A 15,162-nucleotide genomic window follows, 5' to 3' on the forward strand; every position below is an offset into this window, starting at 1 on the left:
GAAGTACTAGGAGGGGACGTGAACTATTCCATTGATAAAGATTCAAACCGCACACTGACTTTTGCACTGTACATTTTATATATTGTGGCCATTTTTAGTGCTGGCCTGCTGGCTGTCGTGGCGTTGATCATTAACTATGTGAAACGGCGCGATGTGCGCGGTTCCATCTTTGAAAGCCATTTTACCTGGCAGATCCGCAGTTTCTGGTGGTATCTGTTCTGGAATATCGTCGCCTTTATTCCATTTTTCTTTTTGTTCTTTACCGGCGAAGATCCTGACCTGTTTGCAGGGGTCGCATTTGGTGCATCCGCTTTCTGTTTAGTGGTGGTGGTTTTGGCCTGGATCTGGATTGTGTATCGGGCAATTCGCGGCATCATGCGCTTAAATGACAATAGACCGATGTATAGCAAATAATTTTAGCCGTATTTCCTTAGAGAAAAAAATCCCCCTTTTTTAAGGGGGATTTAGCGGAATTAAGAAAGATCTTGCTTTAATTCTTCTGTGGGTTCTTTTCTTAAAAACTTTGGTTTCCATTCACTGGCAATCACGCCAAGCACCACCATCAATCCACCTAATAATGTCAGTGATGGTAAGCGTTCTCCGGCCAGACGGCCAAACAGGGCTGCCCATACCGGTTCGCCGGCATAGATAATTGCTGCCTGTGATGGATCGACCATGCGCTGCGCCCAGTTCATCACCAGTTGAATCAAGGCACTGGCAATGCCCAAACCGACTAAAATCCCTGCCAGATGCCAGTGAAATTCAGGTAACTGAGATTCACCTAACACGGGTGCAATTATAAAGCAGAATAAGGATGCAAAAATCAGTTGCAGCACCGTGACCCGGCGTACATTCACCTGCTCGGCGAAATGGCTGATAAAAATAATCTCCAGTGCAATCGCGATGGAACCGAGCAACGTCAGGGTTTGCCCGAAACTGAGCTGAATTGCAGCAAAGCCATTGCCTGTCAAAAACACCAGACCGATAAAGGCAAACAGCGCTCCGATCCAGGTCATGACATGCGGTTTTTTACGGAACATGAGCCAGAGCAGGATCGGAACCAGTGGAACATATAAGACGGTTAAAAAAGCCGACTCACTGCTGCTAATGGTCTGCAAGCCCACAGTTTGGGTGCCGTAACCGATGGCGATCATGATCCCAATCACTGCGCCAGCGAACACCTCTTTCAGGTTCATGCCTTTTAGCGACTTCAGTGAAATCAGGGTGACGGCAAGCGCTGCCGCAGCAAAACGCAGCCCGACAAACATAATCGGACTACTAAAATTTAGCCCGTATTGCACAGTAATAAAACTGCCGCCCCAGATAATGGTGATCAGGATCAGGGCGAGTTGCGGCGCTTTCACCATCCAGCCGGAGTGATTTTTGGAAATAAGTGTAGACATGCCAGGAGATCAGAAAATTAAAAAATAAAAAAGAGGTCCGAAGACCTCTTTTACAGCAAGCTTAATTATAACGCCTGTTGCTCATCTAGCAACAACTGTGCTTCACGCAAGCTTAATGTACCTTCGTAAATCGCACGGCCGGTAATTGCACCTAAAATACCCGGTTGGTCTTTCAGGTTACGTACATCATCCAGATTGGTCACACCACCAGATGCAATCACAGGCAAACCTGAGTATTGCGCCAGATTCACGGTTTGCTCAATATTCACACCCTGCATCATGCCATCACGCGCGATGTCCGTATAGACAATGCTCGACACGCCAGCATCGGCAAAACGTTTCGCCAGGTCAGTAGCCTTGACATCAGTCACATTGGCCCAGCCATCTGTTGCCACCATGCCATTCATGGCATCAATACCCACAATAATGTGGCCGGCAAATTTTTGACATGCTTCTTCAACAAATTCAGGATCCTGAACTGCTTTGGTGCCAATAATCACAAAAGAAACACCAGCTTGCAGATAATGCTCGATGGTTTCCAGAGAACGGATACCACCACCAATCTGGATCGGCAAATCAGGCTGAGATCGGACAATGGCTTCAACCACTGGCTTATGGATTGGTGTACCTGCGAAAGCACCGTTTAAATCTACTAAATGCAAGCGGCGAGCGCCTTCATTTACCCAATGCTGTGCTGTTGCGACCGGATCGTCTGAAAATACGGTATCGTCTTCCATACGACCTTGTTTTAAACGGACACATTTGCCATCTTTCAGGTCAATTGCAGGGATGATCAGCATGCTTTCGCTCCTTGCTTAATCTTTAGAATGAATTTGAGTGTATTCATCTTAGCAAATAAAGTCGAAATTTCTAACTCTTAAACGGTATGAATAAAGAAAACCTGTGCGCAGACAGGTAGCAGTGAGGTAATTTATTTTAATGGTTTTAATAATTCTGTGAGTGAATGGAGATCAGATTTTCCACAACGGGTGGTGTACTGAGTTGGTCGATAATCGAAGCTGTAAGACCTGGTAAAGTCACAGCTCTCTCATCGAACGCGCTCATCCCAGCTTTTATGCGACATTAAGTTGCCAGAACCAACACGCCACTTAAGCGCTTAAGCCGTCGATGAAGGACGGATTCTTAATTTTAATGAAGTATTGGGAATCTCTCTGGGTAATAAATCCCGACGCAGTAATTCTTCAAATACCAGCATGGGCGCATAGGCATCTGCGGCTGCATAGTCAATTTGTGCCGGGCTGAGCTTCTTGCTGGCCCAGTTCGAAGTACTAATCCGTTTCGATTTGGGGAAATTCAGTTGAAACAACAACGCCATGGCATTTTTTAATCCGACCGGATTATTTAAACCAAAAGCTTTAAAACATTTGGATAGTTCAATCACACTATTCAGTTCAATGCCTTTTTTACGGAACAGGTGCGCATCATTTTTCAGGCCAAAACCGACCTTGATCTGCTCGCGACTGGCAAAGATCGGTTTAAGAAAATCCCAGATCGAATCATTCATTTGAAATAAATAGGCTTTATCTAAAGTGGCCAGCTGAATCAGATGTGGCCCGGTAGAAACCTCACCAACTTTAAAGGTCGGTTTGGATTCAGAATCGAAACCCAGGACTGCATGGCTTTTTAGCTCCTGTGCAAGGGCATGACACTGTTCCAGACGATTAATCACCTGAATCTGTTGCATCGGAAGATTTTTAAATACAGGAAAGGTCTGAATTTGTTCCTTGCTTGGTAAAGTATCCAGCAGCTGTTGCATAAGCTTCAATCATGAAATGAATGCGTTCAGCTTAATCACTTTTCCTGTTCTAGGTAAAAATAAAGCCCATAAAGAATGAGCTTTATACAAAATTTAAATAGGATTAATCAGTGTGATAGCTACTGTGTTCCATCTGCGCCTGTTGAGCACGCGTCACATAGTCTTGATAAGCTGGGATTGCAATCGCGGCTAAAATACCGATTGGAAAAATAAGTACATAAATCAATCCCAACACCTTTTCCCAAGCTTTGGTGGTACGTCGCGGGCCGTATTGATTGCTTCTGTCATCACCTTTGGCAAAAATCAGATAAAGGATAAAAATCAGATTGAGTAGCGGAACCAAGATCAGCAGCGATAACCATCCAGTATGATTGCGGTCATGTAGACGGCGAATAGTAAAAACAAAACTAAAATAAAGCATGACCAAGTAAGCGAGTCCGATGAGAACAGTTGCAACCATGGATGAGCCTGCCAAGGCAGAGCTATCCATAAATAGGCCAGGTGAAAAAGCTGCAATGATCCCAATGATGATCAGGAGCGAAAAGGTCATTAGCATGTTCCAGCCGAGATAAGACAAGCGGCCAAAACGACCATTTGGGCTTAAAGCTGATTCATTGTTTGGATAGTGTGGATTCATTATTGTATTTCCCCTGAGTCTAATTATTTTTAAATATAATGAGTTACTTCAACATCATAACAATTTCAATGACTAAAAAATAGTCAGAATCACTAGCAGTGAACTAATCTAAATGAATAAAAAAGCTCGCAATCTGCGAGCTTTTTAGGCGGAAGGAAAATCAGATTTTCCAGTCCACAAAGTTTTTCAATAACTGTAAACCGGCGGTATGACTCTTTTCCGGATGGAACTGGGTCGCGAACAGGTTTTCTTTATGAATTGCAGTACAGAACTCGATGCCATAGGTACAAGTAGCTGCCACCAGGTCTGAATCTTGTGGCTCTACATAGTAGCTATGTACAAAGTAGAAACGTGCATCCTGTTCGATATTGTTCCACATCGGATGGTCAGGATCAGCCTGATGCACCTGGTTCCAGCCCATATGCGGCACTTTTAAGCCCGCCATTTCCGGAAAATGCTTAACCGCACCTTCGAAAATACCCAGTGCATCGGTACCACCATTCTCTTCAGAATGTTGCATCAAGGCTTGCATACCGACACAAATAGCCAGTACCGGCTTGTTAAACACGGCATTGCGTACCACTTCATCAATGCCGGCTTCGTGCATGCCTTGCATGCAGTCACGCATGGCACCTACACCCGGAAAGACAATCTTGTCTGCCTGAGCAATCAGTTTTGGATCATTGGTGACATCCACTGTGGCACCGACATGTTCTAACGCTTTTGCCGCAGAGTGCAAATTTCCCATCCCATAATCAAGAAGGGCAATACGGGTCATTACAGTGTACCTTTGGTTGAAGCTACCGTATTGGCAGCACGTGGATCCACTTCACAGGCCATACGCAGCGCACGCGCAAATGCTTTAAATACGCTTTCGATCTGGTGATGGCTGTTTTTGCCTTTCAGGTTGTCGATATGTACCGTCATCAAGGAATGGTTCACAAAGCCCTGGAAAAATTCAGAGAATAAATCCACATCAAAACGGCCGATCATGGCACGGGTAAATGGAATATCCATAAACAGACCCGGACGGCCAGACAGATCCACCACGACACGGCTTAAAGACTCATCGAGTGGCGCATAGAAATGACCATAGCGTTTCAGGCCTTTTTTATCACCTAGTGCTTGCGCGAAAGCCTGACCCAGCGTAATACCGCAGTCTTCCACAGTATGATGGTCATCGATTTCCAAGTCGCCATCACAATGAATATCAATATCAAACCGGCCATGACGCTTGATTTGATCAATCATATGATCTAAAAAGGGAATACCCGTGTTTAAGGTGCCTTGACCAGTACCGTCGAGATTCAAACGAACTCGAATTTTGGTTTCGTTGGTATTTCTTACCACTTCACTGATACGATCTGTCATAGACACGTTCCTCAAATACGTCAAAATGATTGATGTAGAAAATATTTTCGCCGTGACGAAGTCACCGCATATTAGATTGCTCAGGAGGGTTTATCAATGCCTATCACCGTACATGCTTATACTTCTTTAGAAAATGACGAAGTGCGCAGCCAGCTTGAGCGACTGTATGACACGAGCCCTGAATTTAGTGACGGGGCAGATGCCATGGAACAACTAGAGCAAAACCTTGCACAGTATACCTCAGTTTATAGCGCAGAATTTAATAGCAAAATTATTGGGGCAATCTGGTGCACCGGACAGGGTGAAAGCCGGATTCTGGAAAATATCGTCGTACATCCGGCCAACCGTGGTCGTGGCGTTGCAGAAAGGCTGGTGAGCGAAGTTTGCCGCATGGAAGAAGAAAAAGGCGTGAAAAACTTTGTGCCGGGCTGTGGGGCCATTCATCGTTGTCTGGCCAATCTAGAAAAAATCTGAAAATCGATCAACCATAAGCAGCCATTAGGCTGCTTTTTTATGTAAATAAGCGCTTAAATCTGTTTTATTGCTGAGGTCTTTGGTAAACACTGTTCGATTTTTGACTCAAATTGACGCGAGTTGATGGAAAAGTAAACATTTAACGAAAATTATTCTCTCTGCTCTTGACGATTTCAAGCCGAAACTGTTTAATACGCGACATCGGCGTGATAGCTCAGTAGGTAGAGCAACGGATTGAAAATCCGTGTGTCCCCAGTTCGATCCTGGGTCTCGCCACCATATTTAAAAACGATTTCAAAGTTTTCAATCCCTGATCCCATCAGGGATTTTTTTTAGGCCAAAAATCAGCCACTCAAATATTTTTTTCATAATTTTGATTGACTAATGAGGCCAGATACGGCTTAATACACCGCATCGGCGTGATAGCTCAGTAGGTAGAGCAACGGATTGAAAATCCGTGTGTCCCCAGTTCGATCCTGGGTCTCGCCACCATATTCGAAAAAACCTCAAACAGTGTTTGAGGTTTTTTTTCGCCTGTCACTTTGTCATTCAGCTGAAAACAGTGGTTTTGCCTCACTATCTGGTGTTCAGGCGATGAGTCTGTGCTCTGCTATTTCCGGGATGATTCACATGAGTTGCCATTCATCTGAGCAAGCATGAGTTATCCAAGTAATCAATGTAATCTAGTAGATAAGAATATTGGAAATTGACTGGATCATCATCAGTTGCAGTATTTGGGCCATCAATAATAGGGGAAAGGCAGATCAATGAATATCATGAAAATGTCTATATTCGGACTCATGCTCGGTGTTTACAGCATCGGAGCACAAGCCGAGGACGAGCAAGCGGTTGTGACTCTGCCCACTATGACCGTGATGGCTGAACCTGAAATGAGTAATGAAACCGGCTATGTGCCTTTTGTACAGGAAGAAAAGAATCTGCGCGCCTTACAGCATCAGGTGATTCGTGGAACCCGGGATGCAGAGAATTTCATGGTTAATCCCGAGATGGTGGCAAACCTCGAGATCCAGCCCATAAAAGCACCTGATTTAGATTCACTGTCACCGGCACTACAGCGGTATGTGCTGACCATTGCCCAAGGACTGCAATCCAGTGATCCAACCCAGGGGCTGTATACCATTCTGGAGAATTTTGGCATTGATCGGAGTAATAGCATGCAGCCAGATCGCAATATGAAGATCCAGATCAATCTGGACAGGGTGAATATCGACCTGCTTGAAAATCACCTGAATTTACCGCCTGTTATGCAATTACCGAGGCAGCCCTGAAATACTGTTCAATACTACCTATCCATCCCCGCCAGTCGGGGATTTTTTATTGCTTGAATTTACGGTAAAAGGAGCATTAATTTCTAATCGCCCGCTTAAAACCAGCTCGAAATATGCGCCAGTAATCAGGCTGACATGACCGTGTATCAATCCTCACAGTAATGCTGATCATATTTACACAAGTTTAAGGAACAATAAGGTCTCTCCCCCTGAAATGATGATGCGGAGGTTTTCCTTATGCGTCCCCTTAGCACAACTTTCCTTGTATTAATAAGCCTGTTTTCTTTGCTGCATCTGGTCAATGCGCATGCCGCCCCAGAGTCAGTCACTTTACCGACACTGATCGTGATGGCAGATCGTGAATTGCGTGAAGAAACGGAATTCATGCTGCCGCTGCAAGAACAATCCAGCCAGAAAAAGGCGTTAAAGATGCGAATGATGAAGATTGAACGTGAATTGCAGGACTACTCGGTCAATGCTGATTTCGCAGGTGATCTCGACATTCTACCGAGCAGCAATCCGGCACGACTGGATAGCCTGCCACCGGGGCTGCAACAGTATGTACAGGCCATCGCAGATGGTTTGCGCTCTGCTGACCCACGTGATGGGATTTATCTGATGCTGGTGCCATTTGGCATTAACCGTGATGCAACATCAGTTCAGGCTGCCCGAGAACAGTTCAACCTGAATAATATTGACCGGACGCTGCTGAATGAATGGTGTTCGGCGAACGGTTGCTAGATAAAGTCAAACGATTCAGCGCGAGCTTAAAACAGGATTTCGATCTGATTTCCTTTTGGAACAGTCCGTGCCTTTGCATAGGGGTTTTGTATAGAAGAATTGATTTATGCTTAAAAAATAAGCATATTGATAAAAAGGAAATCTATACATAACCTGCAGCAGGGGAGCATGTGCATGCCGCGTGTTTTTATGATTGTAGCCGCTGTGACACTGGCAATTTTTATTGGGCTGTTTTATCAGAATTCAGTTCAGCAAAAACATCAGGCCGAGCTGCTCGAATATGAAACTGTGCTTGAAGAAAAAACCGAGAGTATTGCGCAGCAGGCACAGGACTGGTCTAAACCGATTCAGATTGAACTTGAGGATGACCGTCTGGATGGTGACTATGCCATCATGGCTGAATTTATGCTGGGGCAATTGCGCGACAGTGCCGAGGAACGTAATCAGTATCTACGCGACTTAAAAGCCGCCAACTGGCAGAATTTTCTGAATATCGACCGCTTGGCTAAGGATCAGGCACAAGGCTATAAAGAAACTGAAGCCATGCTCAAGCAAGTCCATCAAATTGTGAATAGCTATCAGCAGAAAATCCAGCAGCGCGATGCCGAGCTGATCGACAAGGCACAGCAACTGGATATTAAGAACCGTTATCGCCAGCAACTGAGCCTGACCCTGAAAGACAGTCAGCAAAATAGTAATGCACATGTCATTTTTGAAATTGAAAAACAGACGCTGGCCAAGGCTGATGCCTTATTTGCAGTACTGAAAAAGCATAAATGGCAAAAGAAAAATAACACCTTTATGTTCTATGACGATAAAGCCGTGCAAGAGTTTAATGCGCTGTATAAAGAAATGCTGCACCTGAATAAACAGACGGAACGAGTGGCGAGCGCTAACCAGAAAGAGGTTGAAAACAAGTTGTAGCCTGACTGAGATGACAGGATTGCCATAGGACTGTCATCTGCTGTTCAAACTCGCTTGCTAAATTGAAAGGGTCGCACAGATCACGACATAACATTTAAGCAGGTGAGTCATGCAAACAATTCAGGTTTTTGCTGATATTCAGCAGGTGTACGGTGAGTTTGTCGCAAATAAAACATGTCCAAAATTACAAAGGATGAATAACGGGGACAAGAACCGGTTGTTCTTGGATCAATATTTCACGCTGATCGAGGACTGGCACTATACCGAACAGATTGTGATTCAGTTCAATCAGCAGTATTTCAGTCTGGATCTGGGGAGCGCACCGGATTTTATGGATCAGGATAAATACATCAACTGGCTAAAGTCGGAACTGCTGCATTAATCAAGTCATCAAATTCCTGATTGATATACAACCGAGCTGTTTCAAGAGAGGCAGCTTTTTTATTTTGATAGAAAACTGGTATTGATCTTGCTGTTGCATCGGCACAGCGCGAACAGGCGCTGATTCCAATTCCGATTTGAACAGGCTATGCTGAATTAATTACTGCTGCCAAAAGAATGGCAGGTGGAGCATGGATGATATGGAGGGCAAAAATTATGCAACAGTTGAGATGTTATAAGGAACTTCCAGTCTGGAACCAGCAGAGTATTCCCCAGGGCTTTAAGAATCAGCACAATACTAAAGCCGGCACCTGGGCGAAACTGACAGTATTAAAAGGTGAGCTGCGTTTTGCCATGCTGGAAGAATCTGGTGCAGTGCAATCCGAGCATGTGTTTACACCAGAGCAGCAACCGCCATTTATTGAGCCTGAGGCCTGGCACAAAATTGTCTCTGCCAGTGAAGATGTCGAATGTCAGTTACGTTTTTACTGCCAGCCTGAGGATTACTTTATCAAGAAATATCAGTTAAATCCTACCCATTCTGAAGTGCTGGCAGCGATGCCCTATTTAAAAGGTGGCCGTGCGCTGGACGTCGGCTGCGGTACAGGGCGTAATGCGCTTTATTTGAGCCAGAACGGCTTTAATGTCGATGCCTGGGATGTCAACGAAAACAGTTTGCAGACTTTAAGACAGATCCTGCAGACTGAGCAGATTGATCATGTGCAAGTACAGCGCCGCGACCTTAACACGGATACCAACATTGCAGGCCAATATGACTTTATCTACTGTACCGTGGTGATGATGTTTCTTGAGGCGAAAACCATTCCACCGCTTATTGCACAGATGCAGCAGGCGACCGTGCCAGGTGGCTATAACCTGATTGTCTGTGCCATGGATACGCCAGATATTCCGGCACAAGTCGATTTTCCATTTGCTTTTCAGCCGGGGGAGTTGCGAGGGTATTATGAGGGCTGGCATATTGTGAAATATAATGAAAATGTCGGTGAGCTGTATCGTGTCGATGAGCAGGGTCAGCGGATTAAACAGCACTTTGCCACCATGCTGGCGCAGAAGGTTGAATAGAAGATTGAGGATTTTTTTAAATTCTTGAGCTTAAATGAGACTACATAAAACAAAAAAAAGATGTCAGGCTGACATCTTTTTTTATGCTTTTAAAAAGCTTAAGCCGCTTTTTTAAACCAAGAGAACCAGCCTTTTTTCTCGGCTTTTACTTCTGCTTTTTCAGCAGCAGCGTCTTTGGTTTCTACTGCTTCAGTTTTCGCAGCTTCAACGTGTTGTTCTGCTGTAGCTTGAGCCGTTTCTACTTGAGTTGTCGCTTCTGCTTTTACTGCTTTAGCTTTAGTTTCAGCCGCTTGTTGAGTTGCAGCAACAGTCGCTTGAGCAGCTTCAACTTTCGCTTGTGCAGGTGCAGCAGCTTCTTTGGCAACAGTTTGGGTTGTTTTAGTTACAACAATTGCTGGTGTAACTTGAGCTTCAGTTGCCATTGCAGATGCAGAAGTCGCTACGATTGCAGTTGCGATCATTGTTTTAAGCATGTTCATATAAACCCTTTTAAGGAAATAGGAAAAAGAGATGGATCCGTAAATTTGAACAACTCCTATAAGTGATATTCTGCTCCTCAAATGATGTTATAAACATCAATATATGGAGTATTTTATGGCACGTAGACCAAGAAGAAATCATTCAAATGATTTTAAAGCTAAGGTAGCACTTGCTGCGATTAAAGCAGAAAAAACACTTGCTGAATTGAGTGCTGAATTTGATGTTCATCAAAACCAAATTATTGACTGGAAAAATCAATTGATATCAGCTTCCTCGCAAGCTTTCGATCAATCAAAAGCTCCATCAGAACCCCCCATTGATCTTAAAAAGTTACATGCAAAAATCGGTGAGCAGGCATTAGAAATTGATTTTTTAGAAGGTGTGTTGAAGAAACTGGGCCGCTTCAACCACAAAAGTTAATCGACGACTCACTTCAGATTTCAGTATCTAAGCAAGCTAAGCTGCTGAAAGTCTCCCGTGGTTGTTATTATTATCGCCCAAAACCTGTTAGCTCATCAGATCTGAAGCTGATGCGATGTATTGATGAATTACATATGCAATATCCTTTTGCAGGCAGTCGTATGATGCGTGATTTGTTGAATCGTCAAGGGCATCATATAGGACGACGTCATACACGTACTTTAATGAAGAAAATGGGTATTCAGGCGTTATATTGCAAACCAAATTTAAGCCAGGCTAATCAAGCTCACCGTAAATATCCATATCTGCTCAAAGGGTTGGCTATTCTGCGCAGTAATCAAGTGTGGTCTACGGATATAACGTATATTCCTATGGCAAAAGGCTTTGTTTATTTATGTGCTGTGATTGATTGGCATAGCCGCAAGGTACTTGCGCATAGGGTATCGATTAGTATGGATGTGGATTTTTGTATTTCGGTTTTAAATGAAGCGATTGAAAAATATGGATCACCTGAAATATTGAATACAGACCAAGGCAGTCAGTTCACCAGTGATGCATTTATTGATGTATTGAAATCAAATGGCATTCAAATCAGTATGGATGGTAAAGGTCGATGGATTGATAATGTGATGGTTGAACGATTATGGCGGAGCGTTAAATATGAAGAGGTGTATCTCAAAGCTTATAGCAGTGTCACAGATGCGAAAAAGCAATTAAGTGCATATTTTGAGTTTTATAATTTGAAACGACCTCATTCGAGTCTAGACAAAATGACACCAAATGAGTTTTACTATGATCAGCTACCCCAACAAAACAAGGTGGCTTAACTAGAGCGGAATATCACTTATAAATACGCTTTTAGTTGTTCAAACAAGTGGGACCACCTCTAAAAAGAGGCTTGATCATACGCTTATAAAATTTAAGTGATTCATAATCAAGATTTAAGTGACTGAAAAATAAACCAATTTTACAAATAGATAACATTTTAATTTAAATAAAAAAAGCTCCGAAGAGCTTTAACTAACGACATAAAGTTTAGGTCTAGGTTTAGATTCTTCAAATTTATCTATTGAATAAAATGTTAGATCATTGAAATCTGAACGAGAAATGCCGATTCCATCTAGCATTTTAGAAATACTAAAACCATCTTGAGTGGCTAAAGTTTTTAAAATTTTTGAGTAAAACAGAGATTGATCACCATAAGTTGGATCAGGTTCATTCAAATGATATCCAAAAGAATTTATACGAATTGAGTTGTTTTTATAAATCCAATCAGAAATCAAATCTAATTTATGGCAACGATAATTCACAGCTTTAAGTGAGACACGCCAATATTTTTTATACTCAATCATAGATTGAATACTTAAATTTTTTGGTAAATTACTGGTAAAGCCTTCATAAGGCATCAGAAATTCTGAAGCGAATTGATCTGCTTCACTTTCTTTTGTTCGATTGTATTCGGCATTATCATCTTTGTGCAGAATCATATGACCAAGTTCATGAGCAGCGTCAAAGCGTTGTCTTTCAAATGATTTAAAATCATTTAAGAATATAAAAGGATTGCCACTTTGTTCATCAAAAAAAGAAAGTGCATCCATTTGTTTTATATCAAAAGGTAGGCGAAAGACGCGAAAACCCTTTAGCTCAAGTAGCGCAATAATATTATTAACGGGTTGGATGCCTAATCCCCAAAAACCTCTTAAATTATTTGCAACACTTGATGGATAGTCTGGGTGATTAGATTCAAAAATTTCAAGATCAGGGAAACTAAATTTAGGAAGAGTTAATTTACTCTCAAAGTAAAGGTTAATTTTTTTTGCTAACAGAATATAGGCTTCATTTGCATTTCTATATTCAGCCTTAATTCTAGCTGCTGACCTATAAAAAATGTCGGACGAATTGACTAATTCGAGATTATCGTCCGCTAAAAAAAAGCTAGCAGGCAAACCCAATTTTTCAGTTATTTGCTGAAAATCTTCACAACTAATAGGATATTTTCCATCTGTTAAAATTTTACGAATTTTAGGCTCAGAGCAACCTAAAAGATTAGCAAAATCTTTATTGGACAAGCGTCGCAAATCCTTCGCAACCTTTAATCTAGTTCGATCAATTACTTGCATTTCCTCTAGCCGGCTTTCAAGTTAATAGGTAAATCCTCTTCAGTGATTGTACTAGATGTAGTGAGATCAGGACTAGGTTTTCTTAACTTTGGATTAAAATCATTATTAGGATTTTGATTGTTTAGTATGAGTCTAATTAAATAATTTTTAACTAAAAATTTATCTTTTCCTGACTCTTTCACAATTGTATAAGATGTTGGAAAGGCTAATTCTATTTTTATTTGAGATCTATCATCTTGAAGGTAGCGAATGTCTTTTCTTGAGGGATAAAAACATATCCAAGTTTTAAATAAGTCTTTATCAGTATAAGAGCCATAATTCTTATGAACTTTATCTTTAGTCTTTATTCCTTTAGGGGAGGCAGTAGTTAGTTGTGAGTCACTATATCCTAGTGCATGATTAGCAGAAGCAAAAAGAATAATTTTCTTTTCTTCGTCTGAAACTAAACATCTTTGACCATCTATATTTTTGAATTGCCAATTTGTATTAAGGGACCTTTTTAACGCCAGCCCGATAGCCTGTTTGAAGTCACCAGAACGTGACACAAACTTCATATCATTATTTTCATCTTTTAATTCAAAAGCATTATCGATAATTTCCAAAGCATTAAATAGCAAGTTGCAATCAAAAAATCCAAGCTCATTTGCTTTTTCATGTGCCTGATCATTTTCAAAGAATTGTGTATTGAAATTTTCTTGCTCTTCTTGAGAAAAAAGTTCACGATTTGACAAATTTTAACCCTCATATTTTTGTTTAATATCATTTTTATAACATGAAGGTAGGCATTAATATATTTAAATCAATTGTTTGAATCTTTTGCTTACAAAAAACCCCGCAATAAGCGGGGTTTCTTTTGATCTCGGTATTTAATTAAGCATTAAACACGTTCGATCACTGTTGCAATACCTTGACCAAGGCCAATACACATCGTCGCAAGACCAATTTGCGTATCTTGTTGCTCCATTACGTTCAACAATGTTGTTGTGATACGCGCACCAGAACAACCCAATGGGTGACCCAATGCAATCGCGCCACCGTTATGGTTCACGATGTCTTGCTTGTCATAAATGTCTAAGCCTTTAAGAACAGACAGACCTTGTGCAGCAAATGCTTCGTTCAATTCAAAAGTCTGAATATCAGCAATTGACAGGCCAGCACGTTTCAACGCTTTTTGCGTTGCTGGAACCGGACCATAACCCATGATCGCCGCATCACAGCCTGCAACCGCCATAGAGCGAATTACAGCACGTGGCTTAAGACCTAAAGCTTGAGCACGTTCAGCAGACATTAGCAACATTGCAGAAGCACCATCAGACAATGCTGAAGAAGTCGCTGCAGTTACTGTACCGCCTTTCGGATCGAAGACTGGACGCAAAGATTTGAACGATTCAAGGTTCGCATCCGGACGGATCACTTCATCGATATCACACAGGATTTTGTAGCCATCTGCATTATGACCTTCAATGCCAACGATCTCGTTCTGGAACAGACCGTTTTCAGTCGCAGCCCAGGCACGGCGATGTGATTCCACACCGAACGCATCCTGTTCTTCACGACTAATGCCGTTCATACGACCCAGCATTTCAGCAGTCAGACCCATCATGTTCGACGCTTTAGCATAATGCTTAGACGCTTCAGGGTTCAGGTCGATGCCGTGCATCATGCCCACATGGCCCATGTGCTCAACACCACCGATGATGAAGATATCACCTTGGTTCGTCGCAATTTGCGCAGCCGCAGTGTGAATCGCCTGCATAGACGAGCCACAAAGACGGTTCACCGTTTGACCTGCAACAGTTTTCGGCAGGTCTGCCAGTAATGCGATATTACGGGCAATGTTCATACCTTGTTCTAGGGTTTGGTTCACACAGCCCCAGATTACGTCTTCAACTTCATGCGGGTCGAATTCGTTACGTACCAATAGGGCACGGACAAGCTCAGCAGACATCGAGTCGGCACGTACATTGCGGAACATACCGTTTTTGGTTTTACCCATTGCTGAACGTACGCCATCAACGATGACAACGTCACGTGGATTTAAAGTAGCCATTCACGTTGCTCC

Annotated in this window: 18 protein-coding genes and 2 tRNA genes; 10 read left to right on the top strand and 10 right to left on the bottom strand. The window is 42.5% G+C overall.

Features of this window, described 5'->3' with window-relative positions; genetic code table 11:
• Positions 1 to 18: 18 nt before the first annotated feature.
• Entirely contained in the window at positions 19 to 414 is a 396-nt protein-coding gene (locus F893_RS03665; RefSeq protein WP_005105397.1) for a DUF4870 family protein, read from the top strand.
• A gap of 59 nt (positions 415 to 473) precedes the next feature.
• Here F893_RS03665 and F893_RS03670 read toward each other — a convergent pair whose 3' ends face one another.
• From F893_RS03670 to hisB, 6 genes are all read right to left on the bottom strand, one after another.
• Positions 474 to 1,403, bottom strand: coding sequence for a DMT family transporter (locus tag F893_RS03670; RefSeq protein ID WP_005250409.1), 930 nt, complete (start codon positions 1,401 to 1,403; stop codon positions 474 to 476).
• A 65-nt stretch (positions 1,404 to 1,468) separates the two neighbouring features.
• Positions 1,469 to 2,203 carry a 1-(5-phosphoribosyl)-5-[(5-phosphoribosylamino)methylideneamino]imidazole-4-carboxamide isomerase gene (gene hisA / locus F893_RS03675; protein ID WP_005095189.1) on the bottom strand — a complete coding sequence of 245 codons (735 nt, stop codon included), beginning with the start codon at positions 2,201 to 2,203 and terminating at the stop codon, positions 1,469 to 1,471.
• Between the two features lie 317 nt (positions 2,204 to 2,520).
• A complete protein-coding gene (locus tag F893_RS03680; RefSeq protein ID WP_005250412.1) occupies positions 2,521 to 3,180 on the bottom strand; it encodes a 3'-5' exonuclease in 660 nt (219 codons plus the stop codon).
• Positions 3,181 to 3,283: 103 nt separating this feature from the next.
• Positions 3,284 to 3,817 (bottom strand): DUF805 domain-containing protein, encoded by a 534-nt coding sequence (locus F893_RS03685; protein ID WP_005250414.1) that lies wholly within the window; start codon positions 3,815 to 3,817, stop codon positions 3,284 to 3,286.
• A 160-nt stretch (positions 3,818 to 3,977) separates the two neighbouring features.
• Entirely contained in the window at positions 3,978 to 4,595 is a 618-nt protein-coding gene (hisH, locus tag F893_RS03690; protein ID WP_005250416.1) for an imidazole glycerol phosphate synthase subunit HisH, read from the bottom strand.
• The gene (gene hisB / locus F893_RS03695) at positions 4,595 to 5,188 is read right to left on the bottom strand and encodes an imidazoleglycerol-phosphate dehydratase HisB (protein WP_005250418.1); all 594 of its coding nucleotides are present in this window, start codon (positions 5,186 to 5,188) and stop codon (positions 4,595 to 4,597) included. Before hisB ends, hisH begins: the two co-directional genes overlap by 1 nt.
• Positions 5,189 to 5,284: 96 nt before the next feature.
• On the opposite strand from hisB, the gene F893_RS03700 reads away from it, so the two are divergent.
• The 8 genes from F893_RS03700 to tehB all read left to right on the top strand — a co-directional run bounded on the left by F893_RS03700 (position 5,285) and on the right by tehB (position 10,080).
• On the top strand, positions 5,285 to 5,662 hold the full coding sequence (locus tag F893_RS03700; RefSeq protein ID WP_004278652.1) for a GNAT family N-acetyltransferase: 378 nt from the start codon (positions 5,285 to 5,287) through the stop codon (positions 5,660 to 5,662).
• A 203-nt stretch (positions 5,663 to 5,865) separates the two neighbouring features.
• Positions 5,866 to 5,941, top strand: a tRNA-Phe gene (locus F893_RS03705).
• Between the two features lie 137 nt (positions 5,942 to 6,078).
• A tRNA-Phe gene (locus F893_RS03710) sits at positions 6,079 to 6,154 on the top strand.
• A 275-nt stretch (positions 6,155 to 6,429) separates the two neighbouring features.
• Complete coding sequence (locus F893_RS03715; protein WP_005250420.1) at positions 6,430 to 6,951, top strand: hypothetical protein; 522 nt, start codon at positions 6,430 to 6,432, stop codon at positions 6,949 to 6,951.
• A 237-nt stretch (positions 6,952 to 7,188) separates the two neighbouring features.
• A complete protein-coding gene (locus F893_RS03720) occupies positions 7,189 to 7,692 on the top strand; it encodes a hypothetical protein (RefSeq protein ID WP_005250428.1) in 504 nt (167 codons plus the stop codon).
• 174 nt (positions 7,693 to 7,866) lie between these two features.
• Positions 7,867 to 8,616 carry a hypothetical protein gene (locus F893_RS03725; protein ID WP_005108098.1) on the top strand — a complete coding sequence of 250 codons (750 nt, stop codon included), beginning with the start codon at positions 7,867 to 7,869 and terminating at the stop codon, positions 8,614 to 8,616.
• 109 nt (positions 8,617 to 8,725) lie between these two features.
• Entirely contained in the window at positions 8,726 to 8,998 is a 273-nt protein-coding gene (locus tag F893_RS03730; protein ID WP_004278649.1) for a hypothetical protein, read from the top strand.
• A gap of 215 nt (positions 8,999 to 9,213) precedes the next feature.
• Positions 9,214 to 10,080 (top strand): SAM-dependent methyltransferase TehB, encoded by an 867-nt coding sequence (gene tehB / locus F893_RS03735; protein WP_005250431.1) that lies wholly within the window; start codon positions 9,214 to 9,216, stop codon positions 10,078 to 10,080.
• Positions 10,081 to 10,178: 98 nt separating this feature from the next.
• Here tehB and F893_RS03740 read toward each other — a convergent pair whose 3' ends face one another.
• Positions 10,179 to 10,559, bottom strand: a complete 381-nt coding sequence (locus tag F893_RS03740) for a hypothetical protein (protein WP_005250432.1) — start codon at positions 10,557 to 10,559, stop codon at positions 10,179 to 10,181.
• A gap of 103 nt (positions 10,560 to 10,662) precedes the next feature.
• On the opposite strand from F893_RS03740, the gene F893_RS17315 reads away from it, so the two are divergent.
• Positions 10,663 to 11,807, top strand: a protein-coding gene (locus F893_RS17315) for an IS3 family transposase (protein WP_155757260.1) whose coding sequence is annotated in 2 segments (ribosomal slippage) — positions 10,663 to 10,927 and positions 10,927 to 11,807 — 1,146 coding nt in all. Because the reading frame shifts where the segments join, the coding sequence is not laid out codon by codon here.
• 189 nt (positions 11,808 to 11,996) lie between these two features.
• Here the strand turns inward: F893_RS17315 and F893_RS03755 are convergent.
• The 3 genes from F893_RS03755 to fadA all read right to left on the bottom strand — a co-directional run bounded on the left by F893_RS03755 (position 11,997) and on the right by fadA (position 15,150).
• Positions 11,997 to 13,100, bottom strand: coding sequence for an XRE family transcriptional regulator (locus F893_RS03755; RefSeq protein ID WP_004729258.1), 1,104 nt, complete (start codon positions 13,098 to 13,100; stop codon positions 11,997 to 11,999).
• Positions 13,101 to 13,105: 5 nt separating this feature from the next.
• Positions 13,106 to 13,831: a hypothetical protein gene (locus F893_RS03760; protein ID WP_004729261.1), complete on the bottom strand. Its 726-nt coding sequence runs from the start codon at positions 13,829 to 13,831 to the stop codon at positions 13,106 to 13,108.
• A 146-nt stretch (positions 13,832 to 13,977) separates the two neighbouring features.
• Positions 13,978 to 15,150 (bottom strand): acetyl-CoA C-acyltransferase FadA, encoded by a 1,173-nt coding sequence (fadA, locus tag F893_RS03765; protein WP_005250437.1) that lies wholly within the window; start codon positions 15,148 to 15,150, stop codon positions 13,978 to 13,980.
• Between the last annotated feature and the right edge of the window lie 12 nt (positions 15,151 to 15,162).

Origin of the sequence: Acinetobacter sp. CIP 102136 (assembly GCF_000369685.1) — a bacterium.
GTDB lineage: Bacteria > Pseudomonadota > Gammaproteobacteria > Pseudomonadales > Moraxellaceae > Acinetobacter > Acinetobacter fasciculus.